The organism is Sphingobacterium thalpophilum (assembly GCF_038396785.1).
Lineage (GTDB): Bacteria > Bacteroidota > Bacteroidia > Sphingobacteriales > Sphingobacteriaceae > Sphingobacterium > Sphingobacterium thalpophilum_A.
Genome location: NZ_CP151087.1, coordinates 2,469,435 through 2,491,259, shown reverse-complemented (window position 1 = coordinate 2,491,259; position 21,825 = coordinate 2,469,435). Strand labels below are relative to the sequence as shown.

Sequence of the window (21,825 nt, the reverse complement as noted above, 5' to 3'; positions counted from 1 at the left end):
AATCGGTCTTTATGATGCGGAATTAAATATTGAATGTGCCTGTTTTTACGAAATATTAATCTAACTATGTTCGTCCAATTCGCAAAATAGTCTAGTTGCTTTTTGTGTTTCAAATCATCGGAAGGAGCGTTTCGCCTGTTCCAAAAGTTCAGCTAAAATGATGATTCCTTCCTCGATCAATTCCTCAGATAAGGATCCATAACCAAGTCGTATTCCACCAAAAATATTTTCTCTGCTGTAGTTTTCGGGATGCGGTATATGGACTGATCTTTCCTTTAATTTTTGGGATAAAAATGCCCAGTCGATCTGATGTTTAAATGATAGCCAAACCGCCAATCCTCCTTGTGGAGAAGTATAGCTCACATGATCCTGCAGATATTTGTCTACTTGGGCGATCATGAAATCACGTTTCTTTTTGTAAAGCAGCGTTGCTTTTCGGATATGTCTACGAATTGTTCCATCCTGAATGAGTTCCAGGACAGCTTGCTCCATAATATTGTCACCTTGTATATCGATGATGTAGCGAAGTTCGGTAACCTGCTGGAGTAGCTGCTCGTTTCTTGTCGCCAGATAACCGATACGGAGTGCTGGTGCAACAACTTTGCTGAGTGTACCAATGTAAACAGTATTGATCAGTTCCTGCTGTGAAGCGAGTGGGTAATAGGGCGCTTGTTCAAAATGAAATTCGTAATCGTAATCGTCCTCAATGATCGTGAAGTTATGTTGGTTGGATAATGCTATTAATTGTGATCTCCGTTCTTTGCTTAAGGTCACAGTGGTTGGATATTGTCGATGTGGAGTAAGATACAGTGCCCTAATATTGCTTTTTTTCAATAAATGTGGGAGAAGTTCATCAACAATAAGACCATCGGCATCGACAGGGATCGGAATCAATCGCGCACCAGCTTTTTCAAAGATTTTCCAGGCTGAATGGTATCCAGGGGACTCCACAAAGATATAATCATCGTGCCGTAATAGGCATTGGGCGACCAGGTACATGGCCATTTGACTTCCACGACTGATGCATAGGTTATTTTTATCAATGTGCATGTTGCGCTCGATGTTGAGCATATTGGCGATTTCTTCCCGAAAATCAAGATGTCCTCGGGGATCGGCATAGCCCATCATTTTCCAACGTGCGCTGCGTTTAAAAATCTGACGATAGGCCCGTCCGAGCTGTTCTATCGGGGCAATCTTGCTGTCTGGATTACCATCATCGAATATAATACGTGTGGGGGCTTGATGATCAGATAATTCGATCTTTTGTGCAACATATAGGTTAGAGCCATAAGGTAATTGAGCCGCTACAAATATACCTCTACGTGCCTGACTAACGAGATTTTGGAGGAGTTGAATATCAATCTGGATCCGGATAAAATCTCGTATTATTGCCATGTAACAGCTCCGGCGTACGGGCTTGTGCCAGAGGTTATCATGGAACAGGATTGTTTTCTGTACCCATTAACAGAGCAGATCGAACCCAGTAATGAGATTGGCGCCGTTCGTTATTTTTCACACCAAGAGTACCAGAAAGAACCTATCCAGGTCATTGGCGTTTTGCATGTGTTTGACAAGTTGAAGGCTGACGGATTGATTTAAAAAATCCTGTCGCCGCTAGATGCCATAGCCTTCATTGAGGCAGCTGATACCCTTTGTGTCTTTTAAAGGAATAATTTTTTGGCTTTTGGTATCCATTCGCCATGCCTTGATGATTTTGTCGAAATATTCTTTGCTTTCATCGACCCGGCTAATAGCTATAATTTCGCTGTCTGGTTTGTCAACTTGCTTGCAGTTGCATAAGCTGAGTTGCTCGTTGGACTTCAGTTTTTGAATATTGATGGTATCCAAAATCTTGTATTTGACTTTACCTTTGCTATCATCGGGTAACAATTCCTCTAAAATACAAACACCATTTTTGGCATTTGTAAAATAGCCGGCAGCAAAGCGAAAGTCTCCTTGGGTATTCTTGTCGGTTTCAATAAGCGCACCAGTTGTATAGGTATAAGATTTTAATTCAGCAATTTCATTGATCTCACGGAATACTTTCCCATATAAGGGGTTTTTCTGATCGTTAACGGTCTTGAAACTGGACCAACTGTAAATGGATAGCATTGCAATGGGTATAATTAGTATATATCTCATGGTTTTCAAAAATTAAAAACGTTGTTTAAGTTAACAAATCTTTCTGTTATATTAAACAACGTTTTTACTGCAGCACTATTGTGTTGACAGACTTTACTAGAACTTATTGCGAGTTTATTTAGCCTGTGATTCTTGCGTCTTTTGAGATTCTTTATATACTTTGTTGTCCTCGTCATCCATTTCCATGTCGAGATCTTCTTCTTTGTATTTTCCCATTTTTAAGTGAAAGTTATCTGGAGTGCCCGTAATTCGCATAGGTATCCCAAAGATTCCAAAAGGAGGTAAGCCCAGTCGAAAACCCAGGTTCATCCGCCCATCTAAGGTCACTTGACCTTCAAAACGAGGCCTGAATCCCATCATTTTCATTTTCGTGCGTTCGATGGTCATCACATTATTTTTGATATGGGATTTAATAACAACTTTTTTCACTTCGCCATCTTTCAATTTTTCCTTGGAAGTAGATTGACTAATTCCATTAAGTAACTTGAAGCCTCTGAATTTAATTTGATTCAGTGTTAGGGATCCATCGCCGACGATGGAGGGCATTACTGGTTGCATATTGCCATTCAATAAACCACCCAATTTATAATCCAATGAAACCAGGCCATAAGCATTTTTGGCAGAGCTAACCATTTCTCTGAATAGCGGTATCTCTTTGTAAGCGCGTTGAATATCAAAGCTGTCAGCTTTCACAGCATAATCAAAACTTGCTCTACGTGGATTTATAGGACGATAGCTTCCGTTCATATCTACTTTCAGTCCCGCTAGTTCAAAGTTTGTCTTATGAAGAATCATCTTACCGTCTTTTACCTGTAGGTCACCTTTGAAGTCTTTGATATTCATTTTATTATATGCTATGGCATTGACAAGCCCCAAGACCTGAACGTCCAAATTTTTAGGCAGAAGAACTACACCACTTTCCGAAGAGCTTGCAGTCGTCGATGTGGCCGGAGAAGCAAAAACCATAAAATCATCCACATTGATTTTCTTGCTGCTGAGTGTAAATTGCCCCTTTAACGGTGCTTGACTACTTGTTGCATAATTAATAATGTTGTTGAGAAATCCTTTGATGGAAATATCATTCTTCGCATAGGCTACCAAGAATTTATCGAAATTCATTTTCTCCTGATAAAAACTGAAGTTCCCACTTCTAATTGCAATAGGCTGTGGAAGCATGTCGGACTGAACCTGGATGTTTCCAATACTTAACTGACCACTATTTTGGAGTCGGTTATAATGACCATTGGTGGCATCGCTCTGTAAACCTTTTAAACTGAAATCCGTATAGATAAAACCATCGACATTGGTACCATCTAATGCAAAGAGTTTATAAATAGGGCCGAGATTAAGCTTACCCTTGGATTGTATGCTGTACTTGATATTATTGAAGTTCTTGAGGTCTGCATTCAAGAAAAATGGTTCGCCAGCAAATGTAAATGATACCGGTAGGATTTTGACATTCAGATCTCGAAGTGAGCCTTTTTCGCTATTGACAAAAGCTTCGACCTGAATATTTTCCATCGGGATAGGATAATCATTTGACTTGATCAAGCCATTCTTCATCACGATGGATGTATTGGTTTCGGGAAAAATGTTTCGTTTGAGATCCACATAACCTTTTGCCATAAGGTTGACATCCACCAACCCTGCCAATTCAACTTGTTTAATGGGATAGAAATTTTTGATATCTGCTAAATTAAATGAAGCTTTTAAATCCGAGTTGACCGCAATTTTATTAAAATCTGTTATTGAAATAAAACCCTTTATATAGTTGTTAAGCGCCTGAACAGAAATATCATGGATTGCTATTGATGCACTTTTTAATTGGCCATCGGGATCCTTTGCTTCCAGACGATAAGCAATTTTGTCCAACCCCTGTGGGAGGTTCGCCAATTTGAATTTACCATCGACGAGTGTATTTTTGATATCAAAAGTAGGAATGGATGCAATGTATTCCTGTTCGCGTTTTTGAAGTCCTACCTTACGAATAGCTTTGGCGTATGTTCCGTCGATTTTTGCGTAAAGATTCCATTTTCCACCAAATGAAAAGTCTGAGAATTGTAGGGATTCATTGAGTTTACCGAGATCAAGATCACTTTTTATGTTGGCATGCACGGTTACAGGGTGTAAACCCGCAATGTTGCCCTGTGCATTGAAATAGCCTGAAGCAACTTTAAAGTCAAATTGTTTCAGATCAATTTGTAGTGAGTCTGGATTCAGTGCCGGCAGGTCTATCCGTAATTTTGCATTCCAGTCTGTTAGCGGATTGGTGGATTGTTTATACGCGAGAAAGCCATTGTTGACCATGAGTCCAAGGGAAAGATTAGGCATTTTGTTGTTGTCGACAATATAGTCTCCTTCTAAATTGACAAAAACCTCCGATGTACCTTTCACGGAGAGGTCCTTGATCCAAGAAGCGTAGCTATTTGGGACTAATGAAAGTAATTCGGCCAAGGTGCTTTCCTGTGATTTTAATTTGAAATCCAGGTGATAACCATGGGAGATAAAAGACAACAACCCACGGAAACGAACCGGTAATTGATTTATTTTAATATCATTTCGTTCGAAGACGAAAGATAAGGTATTGGTATTGATCCGTGTTAGCAAATTGGCATCGATCGACTTTTTGTCCACATACAATTCATTGTCAAAGGAAAATGAAAAGGATGCAATTTTTGCACGTGTGTTCAAGTCAAAGATATTTGACATCAGATCTCCCTTACCCTCATATTCCAGATCTTTTGCCTCTATCTGTAGCGGAATGGAGCGATCTTCATAATGGAGATTTGTTTTTTCAAGTTTAATCAGTTGGAAGGCTAAAGCACTGCTTTCGGAATTGTCTTGTGTTTTTGTAGCATCAGCGGAGCTAGATTTATAAATATTGTAATTGGCATTTCCCAAAGAATCAACCAGGATATTGATCTTCCCGCTGTTAACGATAAACTTGTCGATTACAATTTTAGATTTGAGAAGACTCATAAGGTCCACGCCAAAACTGACTTTTTTTGCAGCGAGCAGCGTGTCGTTTTTGAAAGGTTCGGCCCCTTTTAGTAAGACATCATCCATCGATGCAGTAAGCAAAGGGAATTGATCAAAGAAGGTTAATCTTACTTTGGAATAATTTAATTCACCTGTAATGTGCTCGTTTACGAGCGATTTGACCTTGCTGTTTACTTCATTTTCGAATATATAAGGAATAGATAATATGCTGATAACGAGTAGTACGGCGATGCTTGTAAAAACGATAGCGATACGTTTCACAACTTTTATAAATGTTGCTTTTGACACTTTGGAATTTTTTGTGGTTACAAAAATCAGAAAATTATTATTAATCTCAGTTATGTGATGCATTTATTTTGAAAAGGGCTTGGATTATGTCGTTTTTCATTGACAAGAGGCCGCGTTAAAGCCTTTCTTGCGAAGTGCTTTGCATAGGCTTTTAAAAATTTCATGTATTTTTGCAGCGTGAAATTTCGATTTAAAAATGCCGAACAGAAGAATAGTATCATCCTGACTGCCTGTTTGTTTTTGTTGTTGTTGATTGGGGGGGGCTTGCTCGGTATTATCCATCATAAAGTAGACCTCCTTAAGAAGAGGATACTGATCGATTTTGCAGATGAGAATATGTTGCTTGTCAAAAAGCAATTGGAGTTGTTGCAGCAAGATCTATTCCTTTCGGAAAAAAAGATCTTAAATCAGCCCGCCTTTGATCTAAAAGAAAGTGCTGACTAGCTGTTGGTCGTTTTGCCGGTTGGACAAGCGGACTCTGTCAATCAGCGAATGCTTACCTTGTTACGCACACGGACAATAAATCACCGACTATATCACATTTATCTGGATGTAGTAAAATTGAATGCCTATTTCGCGGAACTCAATTTCGGAAGACGAGCTTATTTCGAGATTTACGACGACCGTGGATTATGTGTGTATTCTCCAGATAATCGAAAGTGGGGTAAGCGGGCCAGTACAGCAGTTGCAAAACAAGGACAGATTGTGAAATCTGATTTTCTTCAGCTGGACGTTATGGTCAATTCGTATCCCTGTAACATTCTTTTAGTGGGTGGTGAAATCAAGGTGTATGTCCTGTTGCTGAGTATTGAAGAGGAAATCCAAGAATTGCTAACGTATAGCATCTTGCTTGGTGTGGGCTTGATGTTGGTAGCTATGGTGTTAATCTACTTTAATATCGTGGAGCGTCGCAAGATTCAGCAACTGAAACTACAATCCCTGAAGCAAGAGAATGAATATACGCGCATGCAGTTGGTTCAACTGCGGCAGCAGATCAATCCGCATTTTTTATTCAATACATTTGGGTCGCTTCAATACCTGATTGGAAAGGACAATGATCTTGCGAAGTCTTTTATTGGCAAGATGACAAAAGTCTACCGGAAGATGCTCCGCACAGATGAAGCCGAATGGTCATCATTGGGGGAGGAGCTGGAATTGGCCAAAGCCTATTTCTTTTTACAGCAGGTGCGGTTCGGAGCGGCCTTAAGTGATATGGAAATTCGGCTGCCAGCAACATGTTTGGATCGGAAAATTCCACGCTTGGGCCTGCAGATGCTGGTAGAAAATGCGATCAAGCATACCCGTATTTCGATCGAACATCCGCTGAAGATTCAGATCATCTATCTTGTTGAAGAAAACGTGCTGGAAATCCGCAATAACTGGCAGCCCAGACAGGGGGCAGAGCTGGAAGGTGAGGGGTACGGACTTAATTATTTAGCATCCATCTATCGTTATTATGCGATGTCGGGCTTTCGGTACGGGATAGAATCGGACTTTTTTTCGGTATACTTACCACTCTCATCCAGTTGAAAATGAAGAATAAAAGATGGTCGGTTTACGTGTTCATGTTTTTGTAGCGCGTGTTCATACCTTTAAACTGCGTGTTCATCGCTTTGCATACTTTTCTGTATAATATTTTTAACAAATTTGGCTCCTAATCTAGAAATATTAGTTCGTGGTTAGCCTAATCCTATCCGATCAAATAGCATAAGTTTTAAGTATAAATGACTTGGAATTGACCTGCTTGGAATAGACAAAATTACTTTCTAATCGTTCTGTAGTAAGCTAAAATTAGCTTATGGATAACACGAGATAATAGCTTGATGATCCGTCATCACTTTTGAAAAACACATGGAGTGCAACGAGCTCAGATATCACCTTTGAAAACAAGGGCTCAAAATATTTATTTGATGAAAAACACTTACACTAAGTTAGCCATAGGTCTTTTATTTTCCGCTGGTCTAATGCAATCTTGTTCATTATTGCAAACAGTAGGCCTGCGAAAAAAAGAAACGGTTACTTCTGCTAAAGATTCTATTGCCAAGAAAGATACGACAGCTGCGTACGACAAATTGTTTAAAGATGCCCGGGTTGATACTGGTATGTTTACGGTAATTCGTAAGGAAAATAATTACTATTTTGAAATTCCATTGAAGAAAATGGGACAGGATATTCTGTTGATACAGAAGCTGTCTTCCGTTCCATTGGCTTTAAATGAGGCTGGGGTAAACAAAGGAATGAATTATGAAAATAAGGTCATCCGGTTTACACTCCGCAAGGAGAAGAAAGAAGTGTGGGTTTCGGAGATCAAACCTCAGGTGGAAGTCCCTAAAGGTGACGCAATAGCCGCTTCGGTATACGATAATTACCGCCCTTCTTATATTGAATCTTTTAAGATTGAAAGTTATTCAAAAGATTCAAGTGCTGTTGTAATCAAAGTCAATAAGGTATTTGATGGTTCAGAAAAGAGTTTTACGGATGTGTTTACTTCCTTGGGTTTGGGAACTTCACCTAAAACCAGTATATCTACAGTTGAAGATATCAAATCCTATGCGAATAATATCGTTGTGAAGTCTGTATTTTCTACCAAGGTGACGGAAGGTAATGAATCTGTACCGGTTTCTTTGGAAATTACAAGTAACCTTTACGAACTGCCTGAAACGCCTATGGTTGCCCGGTTTGCAGATCCAAGGGTTGGTTTCTTTACTTCGCCGCGTTGGTATTTTAACGATAAACAACAAGAACTGGATAAGAAAAATCTGGTCAATCGCTGGCGTTTGGAACCGCGTGACGAAGACAAAGCGCGCTATCTGAAAGGGGAGCTGGTCGAACCCAAAAAACCGATTGTCTTTTATTTGGACCCAGCGACCCCAAAACAATGGCGTCAGGCCATTATTGATGGCGTACATGATTGGCAGGTCGCCTTTGAAGCTGCTGGCTTCAAAAATGCAATTCTGGCCAAACAACAGCCGGATAGTGTCAAATTTGATCCAGACGACGCTAATGTTTCTTCTATTGTATACGCAGCATCTGCTCAAGCTAATGCCATGGGGCCATCTGTTGTTGATCCACGCTCAGGGGAGATATTAGAAGCTGACGTGATTTGGTGGCACAACGTCATGACTATTTTGAACAGTTGGATGCGCATACAGACCGGTATCGTAGATACATCAGTACGTGCTAATGTTTTCTCCGATGAGAAAATGGCACATGCCATTCGTTTTGTGTCGTCCCATGAAATTGGACACACGCTTGGATTGATGCACAATATGGGCTCTTCGGCAAGTTTCCCTGTTGATTCGTTGCGTAGCAAAAGCTTCACCGCTAAAATGGGAGGGACCGCTCCTTCCATCATGGATTACGCTCGTTTCAATTATGTGGCACAACCCGAAGATGGTGTGGAACAGATTACTCCCGTGATCGGTGCTTACGACAAGTATGCCATTGGCTGGGCTTACCGTTGGTATGGCAAAACGCAGCCTTGGGATGAGATCCCTTTGCTGAGAAAGGAAATTGACAGCCATGTACATGATCCTATCTATCATTACGGTGAACAGCAAGATTCTAAAAATATCGTTGATCCGCGGGCTCAATCGGAAGATCTTGGTGATGACGCCATGAAAGCTGGGGAATATGGTATGCTGAACCTGCGTCGCATGATGCCTAATATTATCAACTGGACAACCAATGTTGGCGATGATTACTATCGTGCCGGTAAGTTGTATATGGGCGTGGTTGGACAATGGTATGCATATGCTGATCATGTTTTAAATAATATTGGTGGTATTTACCTCGAAAATGCTGTTTTGGGTGATCAAAAAGATGCCTATAGTCCAGTACCAAAAGACAAACAAGTGCGCGCTTTGGAGTACCTCAAGAAGAATGTCTTTTATATGCCTGAGTGGTTGTTCGTCCCGGAGCTGATGGCAAAAACTTTTCCATTGAAAGATTCTCCGATAGGACCATTTGAGTATGCTCCTTATAACTTACAACGTGAATTTCAGTACGCTATGTTGTATAAACTGGTCAATGATGAACGTTTGCTGCGTATGGTTGAGATGGAAAATCTTTTCGGAAGTAAGAAAGCATGGAGCGCACCGGAGTTTTTAACTTCTGTACGTCAGACGGTTTTTGCTAAAACCATCAGCGGACAATCGTTGGATCTTAAAACACGGATGCTGCAACAAAACTATGTGGATGTGCTGATGGTATCTACCAACAAATCGATGGAGAAACTAAATGCGAAGAAATTGGCAGGCATTGAGCAACTGGTTGAAGCGACACAACCTGATCTATGTTTACATCCGCAACATGTATCTTCTTCACAAGCTGGACTGCGGAATGTACATGTCACTGGTATGATACGCACGTCCGATATGCTGACGTATAAACGAGCTGAATTATATGAGATTTACCAGTTGTTGAAACAAAAGCAACGGACTGGTGATGCGACGACGAAATCGCATTACATGGATCTTTTATTACGTATTGCAAATACCTTAGAATTAAACTAATATATTAACATCTACCAAAATGAATAAGTTTTTAATACCGTTGACCTTCATGTGTGTGCACGTTGCGCATGCGCAGGAATCCAGAGAATTGAAAGGAAAGGTTCTGGATGCGGTCACGCTAAAACCTGTCGTGGGGGCGACAGTTGTCGTTGAAAGTTCGGCAGTAGCAGAAGATATCGGTGTACCTAATCAGGTGCAGCAGTCGGCATTGGGTTCATTGACCGATGCGGCTGGAGAATTTCGCTTAAAAGTGCCTAGTAATTTAAAATATGTAACGATTAGCTATGTCGGGTACCAGCGTATTCAGGTGCCGGTATTTCAGGATCATAAGACAATCTTGCTTCAGCCAAGTGGTGAATCTTTGGATGAGGTGATCGTAACAGGTTATACGGATATCAAAAAACGTAAGAATACGACGGCTTACAATAAAATCAATGTCGCTGATATCAAACAAACAGGAGTTTCATCGATCGACGAAATGTTGGCCGGTCAGGTCGCAGGTTTGCAACTGAGTAATTTTAGTGGCGGCCCCAATAGTGCTCCTCAGATTCGTATCCGTGGTACAGTATCACTCAATGGAACACAAGATCCATTATGGGTAATTGATGGTTTGCCCATTGAGGGAACTGAAATGCCTAATCGAATTGATAAGGACAACCTCAATAGCTTGACAAATCTTCCTATTGCGGGTATCAATCCTGATGATATCGCCGATATTACAGTATTAAAAGATGCAGCGGCAACATCGATTTATGGTGCCCGGGCAGCAAATGGGGTCATTGTGATTACCACAAAAAGAGGTAAATCTGGTCCCGCAAAATTGCAGGTCTCAGCAAATACCTTTGTGACCGAACGCCCAGATTACAACAATCTCAATCTGATGAATGCTGACGAGAAGGTTGACTTTGAGTTATTGATGGCAAACCGCACGGATCTAAATTATCGTACGAACAAAGGTGCGATTATGCGGATACTAAACAAAGCAGATGCACTGGATGCTTATCGTTCGGGTGGTTTAGCGGCTTTGTCGCCGGACGTGCAGCAGTCAATCAATCAATTGCGTTCACAACAAACAGACTGGGGGAAAGAACTTTATCGTCAGGCGCTGAATCAGCAGTATTCTGCATCTATTTCGGGTGGTAATGACGGACATAGCTATTATTTGTCCAGTGGTTTGTACGATGAAAAAGGAGCTACGAAAGGTGTAGATCTACGCCGCTATACATTGACATTAAATAACGATTTTAATATTAATGATCGATTTAAAGCAGGTATTAATCTAATGGGGACGGTTTCAAACCGACAAAATCCAATTCAGGATCGCGATGCTTTTACAAACCCAAGTTATTATGTGCGTTCGGTTAATCCTTATCTGTCGGTCTATGATCAGTCAGGAAAGTATAACTATGATCCCGATATTGAAGGGTTTGAGGGCGATACTTATATTCCTTTTAATGCGGTTGAAGAACGAGAAAATACCAAATATACATTTACGAATAAAGGACTTAAGGCGATTAGCTATTTGGAGTACACCATCCTGCCACAACTATCATTACGAACCGAATTCGGCTTGCAATTTGACGAGAACGGATCGGAGAAATTTGCGGATCAGGAAAGCTATAATACACGTAAATTACGTGCCGGTACGCGCTATTATGATGCTGCCAGTAAGACAAATAAATATTTCTTACCTGTAGGCGGGACGGTGGAAAATACCCATAATAGTATTTTCCAATACAATTGGAAAACTTACCTCAAGTACAATAAAACGTGGAACGATCGCCATGAATTGGAAGTAATGGGAGGGACGGAGTTACGAAGAAGCAAAAATACAATGGTGACTACGAAGGGGTTTGGTTATAATCCAGCAACATTGACTACCCAGACGATTATTTTTCCAAATAGTACCTATCAAAATGATTCTAGGTTTGTGCAATATAAAAAAGCATTTATCGAGAACTCATATGCTTCTTTTTATGGTAACGCAACATATACACTGGATCGTAAGTATAATGTGTATGGAAGTATTCGTTACGATGGTTCAAACATGTTTGGTGTGGATCCAAAATATCGATTTTTACCAATTTGGTCACTTTCAGGATCGTGGAATGTGCTAGAAGAAGAGTTTATCAAAGGAAAAACAGCCTTGTCTGATCTTCGTGTACGTGCTTCTTACGGTATCCAAGGGAATGTGGACCGTAATACCTATCCTTTTATTGTCGGTAAATATGGTAATACCACGCTTCTTCCCGGTAACACTGAGGGGTCTGTGGTTGTTGATATGCCTGCCAATGATAAATTACGTTGGGAACGTACTCAATCCTATAATGCCGGAATTGATTTGGGGTTATGGAAAAATCGATTAAACATTACAGTCGACTATTATAACAGAAAAAGTACAGATCTCATCGCATATAGTGCACTGCCTTTGGAAAATGGTTTTCAGAATGTGCAGGTTAACTGGGCTTCAGCACGTAATCAAGGTATTGAGTTGACGATTTCAAGCCGTCAGATTCAGACAGATAAGTTTTCTTGGTCAACGGACTTCAATATTGCACACAACAATAATAAATTATTGAAAGTAATCAACAATCCAACGGCTTATGCGCCAGAATCTCAGGCTGGTCGACCAATTAATGGTTTATATGTATTGGAAACTGCTGGTTTGGACAAAGATGGTGTGATGCAGTTTAGAAACCAGGATGGTTCGGTTGCGAGTATGGAAGAGTTTTATGGGCTCTACGATCCTTGGGCTGATTTCTTGCCAGGATATACTTCTCAGACAGATATGTCGGCGGCAACTTATCGTTCCAAGTTTAAATATGCTGGTAGTAAAGATCCTAAATTCATTGGCGGGATGACCAATCGTTTTCGTTATGGACAATTTGATTTGGCTATCTCTGCGGTATTTAATTTAGAACGCTGGGCGAGTCGTACGCCAACTTACAATCCTGCCAAAGTAGATCGTGGACAGAATTATACGAAGGATCTGTTGATGGCCTTGCAGGGTAAAGCCGCTTTACCAGCATTGGGAAGTATCAATTCTGAATTAAACGAACGCTGGATGGCCTATGCCTGGATGGAAAGCAACGACCCAATTAATTCGTTTAAACAATATGATATTTGGGCAAAGAAAATGAGTTATATCCGCATCAATAGCATTCGTTTAGGCTACACCTTACCGGCTGCACTAAGTAAAAAGATTGGTACAAGCAATCTACGCGTGAATGTAGAAGGACGTAACCTGTTTGTTTTTGGAACAAATTACGATGGGTATTTTGATCCCGAAACTTATGGCGATTATTATGCGCAGCCAATCAGTAAATCGTTTGCCTTTGGTCTTTCCGCAAGTTTTTAATTTTTAATTGATTTATAACATGAAGAAAATAATTTATTTTGGAATGATCATGACAGCGAGTGCATTGTCTTCCTGCAATAAATATTTAGATATACAACCGGTAGGAACGGTCATTCCTGCCACGGAAAGTGATTTTAGAGGACTGATGACAAGCGGTTATCTGGGATTTCCTACACATAAGTCCTATTTGTCTTTGCGTACGGATGAACTATTGTTGGATGAAAGTTCGACCGATGCCGCTAGAACCAAAGATATCTATCTTTGGAACGATCAAAATCCTGATGCGACAACAATTGCTTATCCTTATTTGGCATTTTACAACAGTATTTTTTATGCCAATCAAATTATCAGTACCATTGATGACAAATTAGGAAGTAATGCCACGGTAGATCAGATTAAAGGGGAAGCTTACCTAATGAGGGCTTACGCTCATTTTGAGTTGTTAAATCTTTACAGTGAGGTCTATTCGGCGAGTAATGCAGGGCTTCGGGGTGTTCCTTTATCGACAAAGATTGACCTGGAACAACGTTTTGTTCCCGCGACCATTGGAGAGTCTTATATGCAGATCCTAACTGACATGGAAAAAGGGACAGCGTTACTGACTGTCGATGATCAGGCAAAAGGTGTTAATTATCGCTTTAGCAAACGCGCTGCTTTTGCAATGGCCTCACGCGTTCATTTATACCGCGGTGAGTGGCAGGAAGCAATTGATGCCGCTAAAAAAGCTTTGGCTATAAATGACAAATTGGTTGATCTCAATGTTGCTGGAAGCCTACTTCCGAATGATTTTGAATCCGCAGAGATGATTATGGCTTTGGAAAAAGTATCTGTTCCTGGAGTACGTACAAGTTCCTTTATTTCACCGGCCTTATTAGACAGTTATTTAGCAGGCGATTTGAGAAAAGGTCGTTACTTCCAAAAAAGTGGGGGCGATTATGTATCCCTCAAAGGTGGAGACAACCGTTTTAACGTGAGTTTTAGAAATGCTGATCTTTATTTGACGATGGCCGAATGTTATGTTCGCCTGGGAAATACAGCAGAAGCATTAAAATATCTGTCTGCTTTAAAGAAAAACAGATTTACCGCAGATGCCTATGCCAAAGAAACGAAGGCCGACGCAGGTTTGTCAAAGGAGCAATTGCTAGATGCGGTTCTGCTGGAACGCAAGCGTGAACTGGCGCTAGAGGGATTACGCTGGTATGATCTAAAACGGACGACAAGACCGGCGATCACACACAGTAGTTTCGGTAGGACGGTAACCCTGCAGCAGAACGATCCACGTTATGTGATTCGCTATCCACAGGAGGCAATCAATAATAATCCCGATCTGTTAAAATAATCGATTTTTTTTTATCCTATATATATTAATCCATTTTCTTTTTTTAGGAAATGGATTTTTTATTACATTCAACCCATGAGATGGAAAATACTGATTGTCGAAGACGAAGACTGGGCTTTTGTAGGCTTAAAGGAAATGTTGACTGCGCTCTATGGAGAAAGCGAACTGATCTTTACCAATGCAAAAGAGGTTCAGGAAGCGGTGATGACGATCAATAGAAATCAATTCGATCTGATTTTTATGGATATCCACCTGATGGATGGGCTGAGCTTTGAAATTTTTAAACAGGTATCGATCGATGTGCCACTGATTTTTACGACTGCTTACGAACAATATGCATTGGAGGCCTTCCAAAATAAGGGTTATGCCTATCTGTTAAAGCCTTTCGATAGCGACGAGTTGGCGGAGATCATGAAACGTATCGAACCGCTACTACCCAACGTAGAACCTCGGCTCAAACAGCGCTTCCTAGTGAAATATGGTAATTTTTTAAAGTCGCTGGCCATTGCTGATATTGCCTATTTTATGGCAGAAGACAAAGAGCTGTATGCCGTAGAAAAAGGATCGGGAATTGCATATATTATTGAAGATACCATCACACATCTCGTTTCACAGGTGGATCCAACAGTTTTCTTTCAGATCAATCGGAAATTCCTTGTTCGGATAGATGCCATCCAGTCCATGTTAAAGATTAGTCGAAATCGAATCAAGTTAGAGCTAATGCCTTCAACCCCAGAAGGAATTGTCGTCATTGTTAGTGAGGAACGGTCCCCGAAGTTTCAAAAATGGCTTGATCAATAATGGTGAATTAGCTAACGAAAAAATATTTTTCTAGACATATTTATAAATTAAATTGCTGAATATTAGTGTTTTTTGTTTTTAGTTCTTAAAATCTAGTAATTCAATGGATTTTGTTATATATTTGCACTCGAATAAAATCTATTAAACAAGTAGTTTTTATTCGAGTGCAAGAAGCCGCCGTGTTTTTTGTTTTTAATCACACTTAACTTATTTAGTAAAGCATTTTTACGATGTACGCAAAACTTAAATACATTCCTATTGCTGCTATAGCATTATCGGGGGTCAATATGAACAGGCTCTATGCTCAGCAGCGGGCTATACAAGGAAAAGTTGTTGATGCCAATACCGGTCACCTACTTCCTGGAGTAAATGTTCGCATTTCGGGGCAAAATCAAGGAACCTTAACGAATTCAAAAGGAGAGTTTACAATCAATGTCACAGGTGACGTATTACCTGTATTGGAATTTTCTTTTGTTGGTTATGAATCTCAACAGCTAAAAGCAACAAGCACAAACTTAACATTGTCCTTGAAACCCTCCAGTACAGATCTGGAAGAGGTGGTGGTCGTGGCTTACGGTACTGCCAAACGTACAAACATAACGGGATCGGTCAGTACAGTAAGCAGCAAAGCGATCGAAAATAGACAAGTGTCAAATATTACCAAAGCATTAGAGGGACAGGTACCGGGCTTACAGTCCGTGGCGTCCTCGGGACAGCCAGGTACTGAAGCAGCCATCCGTATTAGGGGTATCGGCTCCATTAATGCCTCCAGTGCACCTTTGATCGTGTTGGATGGTAGTCCCTATGCAGGAGATATTAACTCCATCAATCCGAATGATATTCAGTCCATCTCTGTTTTAAAAGATGCAGCATCAAGTGCACTTTATGGTTCCAGAGGGGCAAATGGGGTGATTATCATTACCACAAAGTCGGGAGTGACTTCCGACAACACCAAGATTAATCTCAATTTTACACAGGGCTATTCAACACGTGCAGTTCGTGACTATGATCAGGTGTCGACCGATGAATATTTTCAACTCTATTGGGAAGCTTTAAGAAATAAAAACCTATCAAATGGCCTTACGGCAGAGCAAGCGGCGTCCAATGCAAGTAAGACCGTATTGACAGATTTAAATATTAATCCTTACGGCAGTCAATACCCACAGCCGGTCGGCGTAGATGGTAAATTGGTTGCTGGAGCAAAAACGCTTTGGAATGATCCATGGACCGACGTATTGCAACGTACTGGGGTGCGTACACAGGCAGACCTCGGATTTAGCGGTGGTAGTGCAAAGAGTACCTACTACATTTCAGGAGGTTATCTCAATGATCAAGGAATTGCAATTGAATCGGGCTTTAAACGCTATAATCTGCGTGCAAATATTGACAGTAAGGTCAAGTCTTGGTTAAATGTAGGCCTGAATATAGGTGGTAGCAGTACACAACAAAAGTATCCGCAGTCTGAAGACAGTAATACGGCTAATATTATAAATTTTACGAGACTGGTCCCGTCTTTTTATCCGTACTATGAGCGGAATGCGGATGGCTCATATGTCCTTGATGGAGCCGGAAACAAGATTTACGATTTTGGAGAATATCGTCCAAGTGGTGCGACTCCACGTAATAATCTGGCAGCATCTCTTCCTTTGGATCGAAATGATATCCGCCGCGAAAATCTATCTGCACGAACCTATCTGGAAGTGTTGTTTTCTAAAAACTTAAAGTTTAAGTCGACTTATAGTCTTGATTATCTCAATGGAAATACGCACGACTACACTAATCCATTGTTGGGCGATGGTGTGAACACCGGGGGGTATGTGTATCGTTCAAACGTACGTACGGTCGCACAGACCTGGAATAATTTGCTGACCTATGAAAAGCAGTTTGGTTTGCATTCCCTCAATGTATTGGCCGGACAGGAATACTATGATTTTAACAGCAGTAATATAAATGGTAGCAGACAACAGTTTGTACTTCCTTATTTTGACGAACCTGCTGCTGCATCTCAACTTAATAATTTTACAGGATCCAGTGTTGATTATAGGTTACTGAGCTTTTTGGGAAGAGCGGAGTATAACTATGATAACAAATACTATTTTTCAACTTCCTTACGGACAGATGGCTCATCTCGTTTTTCGCCGGATAAACGTTGGGGTACATTCTGGTCTGTGGGCGGCTCATGGAAACTGAAGCAGGAGGATTTTCTGAAGGATAATACAACGGTTAATCAGTTAACCGTCAGAGCGAGTTATGGTGGACAAGGAAACGATAATTTAGGTACCTATTATGCTTATAAAGGACTTTATACGATTGCCAATAGCTTAGGTAAGGGCGGTACCTATACCGGCAGGTTGGCTACACCGGATCTAAAATGGGAGTCGAACCTTAATTTGAATGTGGGGGTTGACGTATCCGCTTTTGAGAACCGAGTGTCGTTAAGTGTGGAGTACTTTAACCGTCGAAGTAAAGACTTGCTATTTACAATGCCAATGGCTTATTCAACAGGATATACAGGCTATGATGCAAATATAGGAGCGCTGAAAAATACAGGTGTCGACGTGGATATTCGTACTGTCCCGGTTCGAAATGAAAATTTTAAATGGAATTTAGACGTCAATCTTTCGCATTATAAAAACAAGATTACAGCTTTGCCAAAAGATAACAAACCGATCATTACAGGGAATAAACTCCTGCGCGTAGGCGGAAGTATCTATGATTTTTATCTGCCGGAATGGGCTGGAGTAAATCCAGATAACGGTCTGCCGCAATGGTATACTGCTGATAAGGACGGTAATAAAACAGGTGAAAAAACTTCGGAATACAGTAAGGCCGGTAATTTTATTGCCGGAACTTCATTGCCAGATCTTGTCGGCGGGATTCAAAACAGTTTCACCTACAAAAATTTTGATTTGTCTGCTTTATTGAGTTTTAGTTTGGGTGGACAGATATTAGATAACGATTATATTCAGCTTATGCATAGCGGTAATAATCCAGGACGCGCTTGGTCAAAGGAGATCCTCGAGCGCTGGACGCCTGAGCATACGCAGACCGATGTGCCTAAATTGACAACTGATAACTTGAATTGGACTTCTTCGTCCACACGCTTTCTTTACAGTGGCACTTATGCACGCCTTAAAAATGTAAGTTTAGGTTATCGATTACCTTCGGATTTATTGAAGCGGATAGGTGTAGAAAAACTTCGCGTCTTTGCAACAGCCGAAAATCTATTGACATTTTATGGTCATCAAGGAATGGATCCAGAACAGACGGTAAATGGGGCGACCTATTTTCGCTATCCGGCAATGCGAACAATCTCTGGTGGTATTCAGCTTGTTTTTTAATGCCTTATTGTTAATCTGAGAATTTAAATGAAAATCATGAAACTAAAAATTGTATATATCATATTGGCGCTCTTCCTAGTGAATGCATCATGTAAGGATGCGCTTGAGCTGGATCCGACGACCGCAGTGCCTGAAGGTGAAGTTTTTAAAAACACCGACAATGTTGCTACGGTGATCAACGGTACCTGGAAGTATTTAAATGATACCTATTTTACCTATGCTAATCCGGGATATACAGCGGTGATGCGTACTAGTGATGCGATGGGAAGTGATGTGGCGGTGACCACCAAATATGGCTATCGTGATGCTTATGCCTTTACCGAATTGACAAATAATCGATCAAATCGTGTCAATTCTTTTTGGATTATGTTGTATAAGGTGATCGATAACATGAACAATGTCATTGCAAAGGTAGATGGGTCCGAAGGCTCTACTGAAACTAAAAATGTGTTAAAGGGAAGAGCTAAAGCATTACGTGCATTTTCCTACTTAAATCTGGCCACATTTTATCAGTTTAGTTACCTCAAGGACAAAAATGCGAAATCTGTTCCGATTTATACCGAACCCAGTACACTATCGACTGAAGGAAAATCAAGGTCAACACAGGCAGAAGTGTATGAACTTATCTTGAAAGATCTCAAAGACAGTGAAAGCTTGTTGGCTTCTGCTGGTCGAGCGGATAAATACGAAATCAATGCAGAGGTTGTTTATGGTTTGCTCGCTCGGACTTATCTGCAGGTTGGCGAATGGAAACTGGCCGCAGCGTATGCTGAAAAAGCAGCTCAGAAGTATAATTTAATGACTCCGTCAGATTATCAGGCGGGTTTTAATGATCTTGGAAATAGCGAGTGGATTTGGGGGCATCAGCAAACTAACGAGCAAAATGTGGCAAGTTATACATTTCATTATTTGGATGTTTCGTCAGCTGGATCTTATTACTATAGTTTTATGGCCGATCCTTATTTTAAAGATTTATTCGATACCAGTGATGTGCGTTACGCTTTATTTGAATGGGATAATTTACCCGGTCGGGAGGGCTTTCTACGGTATAAGAAGTTTAAGTTTAAATCGAATTTGATCGGTGACATTGTGTATATGCGTGCTTCGGAAATGGTTTTGATCGCTGCCGAGGGGTACGCACGGGCTGGTGAAAAAGATAAAGCAGTAGCAGCCTTGAATAAGCTGCGTGCAGCGAGGAATGCAAAGCTGTTTTCAGGAAATGATACGGATCAATTAATTGCAGCGATCCTGATTGAAAGACGAAAAGAGCTTTGGGGGGAAGGATTTGCCCTGTCGGATATTCTTCGGACACAAGGAAAGGTTGCACGAAAATCTTATGTTGATGCAGACGGCAAGCCTATTCAAGTCCAAATTGTGGGTGCAGATGGCAAACCGAAGCTAGTGAACGGGCAGGGGCACCGGGTTATTAAGTTTCCTAATGGATCTAATTTTGTGGAAAATAGCCCTTATTATTTGTTTGCTATCCCATACGAAGAGACTGTGCGGAACCCGAATCTGTAAAGTTAGTTGTTGGTTTATTATTGAAGAAATCCGGTGTACCCTGTGCATCGGATTTTCTTTTTTCCCGCTCGCCCTTCTTCTTAGGCTGTATATTGTGGTTCCTTATGTTGAAGAATGCTTCCTTTTTTTAGTGTCGCCCTGTTGGCCCTGCTGCGCGTTGGGCTCTTCTCGATTTAAAGGTTGTCATCTTTTTTCTCTCGTATGGTATTTTTTCAGCTGGCTTATCGTGTTACTGTAAATTTGGACAAGAGATTGCGTCGGTAAATAGGGTGAGGGTTAGTTTTCCACATTATGTTAATAACGTTGTTGAAAACCTGTTTAAAAGAAAAATACAGTTATTAACAGTACTTATTAACATTATGTTGATAACCTTTCTTTTTCTTCTTTTTGCTTTTGTTCATCCAGATGATGTATCCTGTGATGGGCAAGGAAGCACAAAAGAGACTGGCAAGGCAAGCGATAATTTTTGTTGTGAGTCCACCGATGGCACCGGTATGAATATCATAGTTAAGTGCACCGAGCTTATCCCCATACTGCAATTCGTTGCTGGATTTGACTGCTGTAAGACTGTTTTCTTCTTTATTATAATAAAGCCAGTCAAATACACCACTTCGTTTTTCATGATGTCTCACCTGTATATCCATTGCTGTTTCGGTCTCTTTTTTTAGTCGGATCGACATCATTTCAGCATCCGGATAATTTGCCAAGGCATACCGCAGCGCATTGTCCTGAAATTTCTTTTCCACAGCGGGCAAGGGTATAGGGGAGCTACGTGTGGAAGAAGCTGTTGGCGACTGCAATAAATTGAATGTTGCGCTATAGGTCTTTTTAAAATCCGGAAAAGCAAAAGCGAGTCCCGTAATGGCAAAAATCAATCCGATAAATAAACTGTAAAATCCGATGACATTGTGGAGGTCGTGGTTCAGTCGCTTCCATTTGACTTTGGTATCTAACCAAAAACTGCGCTTGAGATTCTTGCCCTTCCATTTTTTTGGCCACCAAAGAACAATACCACTAAGTAAGATAAGGACAAAAATGACCGTTGACCAGGCGACGATAGGGTGGCCATATTGCTTGCCGAAGAGGAGGTTTAGGTGAAGCTGAAGCACTAACTGAAAGAACTCTGTTTTTGAATTCTCTACTTGCTGTACCTGGCCAGTATATGGATTGATGAAAACGCGTTTGTAATAGCGGTAATAATTCCAATGGCCAAATGCTTTTTCGTCCGTTTTTATGGCACGAAATACCCAGGTACGATTCTTCGAAGGATAGAGATCAACCCGCGTGATTTTTTGATTTTTTTTGAGGCTTTTCTGTGCGCTGTCAAGAAGTGTGCTTAATGGTAGTGGAGTTTTTGAGTGGATGGTTGTATCGGAGATAAAATATTTTTCAGGATAAGCCCAGAGCTTGAGCTCATCCTGAAAGGTGTATATGCTGCCCGTCAGGCTTAGGATGAATACCACAACTCCGGTGATGATTCCGAGCCATTTATGCAACCAAAGAATGACGGTCTTAAACATA

At 40.7% G+C, this 21,825-nt stretch carries 13 protein-coding genes; 9 read left to right on the top strand and 4 right to left on the bottom strand.

What is annotated here, in order from left to right; all coding sequences use genetic code 11:
- Positions 1 to 114: 114 nt before the first annotated feature.
- Entirely contained in the window at positions 115 to 1,395 is a 1,281-nt protein-coding gene (locus AACH28_RS11065) for a PLP-dependent aminotransferase family protein (RefSeq protein WP_341832964.1), read from the bottom strand.
- A 39-nt stretch (positions 1,396 to 1,434) separates the two neighbouring features.
- Between AACH28_RS11065 and AACH28_RS11060 the strand changes: the two genes are divergently transcribed.
- The gene (locus tag AACH28_RS11060; protein ID WP_341832963.1) at positions 1,435 to 1,599 is read left to right on the top strand and encodes a hypothetical protein; all 165 of its coding nucleotides are present in this window, start codon (positions 1,435 to 1,437) and stop codon (positions 1,597 to 1,599) included.
- Positions 1,600 to 1,614: 15 nt separating this feature from the next.
- Here AACH28_RS11060 and AACH28_RS11055 read toward each other — a convergent pair whose 3' ends face one another.
- A complete protein-coding gene (locus AACH28_RS11055) occupies positions 1,615 to 2,142 on the bottom strand; it encodes a hypothetical protein (protein WP_341832962.1) in 528 nt (175 codons plus the stop codon).
- A 114-nt stretch (positions 2,143 to 2,256) separates the two neighbouring features.
- Positions 2,257 to 5,430 carry an AsmA-like C-terminal region-containing protein gene (locus AACH28_RS11050; protein ID WP_341832961.1) on the bottom strand — a complete coding sequence of 1,058 codons (3,174 nt, stop codon included), beginning with the start codon at positions 5,428 to 5,430 and terminating at the stop codon, positions 2,257 to 2,259.
- Positions 5,431 to 5,607: 177 nt separating this feature from the next.
- Here AACH28_RS11050 and AACH28_RS11045 point away from each other — a divergent pair, with 177 nt between their 5' ends.
- The 8 genes from AACH28_RS11045 to AACH28_RS11010 all read left to right on the top strand — a co-directional run bounded on the left by AACH28_RS11045 (position 5,608) and on the right by AACH28_RS11010 (position 20,304).
- Positions 5,608 to 5,874: a hypothetical protein gene (locus AACH28_RS11045; RefSeq protein WP_341832960.1), complete on the top strand. Its 267-nt coding sequence runs from the start codon at positions 5,608 to 5,610 to the stop codon at positions 5,872 to 5,874.
- Positions 5,875 to 5,991: 117 nt separating this feature from the next.
- Complete coding sequence (locus AACH28_RS11040) at positions 5,992 to 6,960, top strand: histidine kinase (RefSeq protein WP_341832959.1); 969 nt, start codon at positions 5,992 to 5,994, stop codon at positions 6,958 to 6,960.
- 380 nt (positions 6,961 to 7,340) lie between these two features.
- Positions 7,341 to 9,944, top strand: a complete 2,604-nt coding sequence (locus tag AACH28_RS11035) for a zinc-dependent metalloprotease (protein WP_341832958.1) — start codon at positions 7,341 to 7,343, stop codon at positions 9,942 to 9,944.
- Between the two features lie 19 nt (positions 9,945 to 9,963).
- Complete coding sequence (locus AACH28_RS11030; RefSeq protein WP_341832957.1) at positions 9,964 to 13,302, top strand: SusC/RagA family TonB-linked outer membrane protein; 3,339 nt, start codon at positions 9,964 to 9,966, stop codon at positions 13,300 to 13,302.
- 19 nt (positions 13,303 to 13,321) lie between these two features.
- On the top strand, positions 13,322 to 14,641 hold the full coding sequence (locus AACH28_RS11025) for a RagB/SusD family nutrient uptake outer membrane protein (protein ID WP_286710349.1): 1,320 nt from the start codon (positions 13,322 to 13,324) through the stop codon (positions 14,639 to 14,641).
- Between the two features lie 75 nt (positions 14,642 to 14,716).
- The gene (locus tag AACH28_RS11020; RefSeq protein ID WP_070564803.1) at positions 14,717 to 15,442 is read left to right on the top strand and encodes a LytTR family DNA-binding domain-containing protein; all 726 of its coding nucleotides are present in this window, start codon (positions 14,717 to 14,719) and stop codon (positions 15,440 to 15,442) included.
- Positions 15,443 to 15,672: 230 nt separating this feature from the next.
- Entirely contained in the window at positions 15,673 to 18,783 is a 3,111-nt protein-coding gene (locus AACH28_RS11015) for a TonB-dependent receptor (RefSeq protein WP_286752414.1), read from the top strand.
- 36 nt (positions 18,784 to 18,819) lie between these two features.
- Positions 18,820 to 20,304, top strand: coding sequence for a RagB/SusD family nutrient uptake outer membrane protein (locus AACH28_RS11010; protein WP_312482838.1), 1,485 nt, complete (start codon positions 18,820 to 18,822; stop codon positions 20,302 to 20,304).
- A gap of 338 nt (positions 20,305 to 20,642) precedes the next feature.
- Here AACH28_RS11010 and AACH28_RS11005 read toward each other — a convergent pair whose 3' ends face one another.
- Positions 20,643 to 21,824 carry a PepSY domain-containing protein gene (locus tag AACH28_RS11005; protein ID WP_286840909.1) on the bottom strand — a complete coding sequence of 394 codons (1,182 nt, stop codon included), beginning with the start codon at positions 21,822 to 21,824 and terminating at the stop codon, positions 20,643 to 20,645.
- Between the last annotated feature and the right edge of the window lies 1 nt (position 21,825).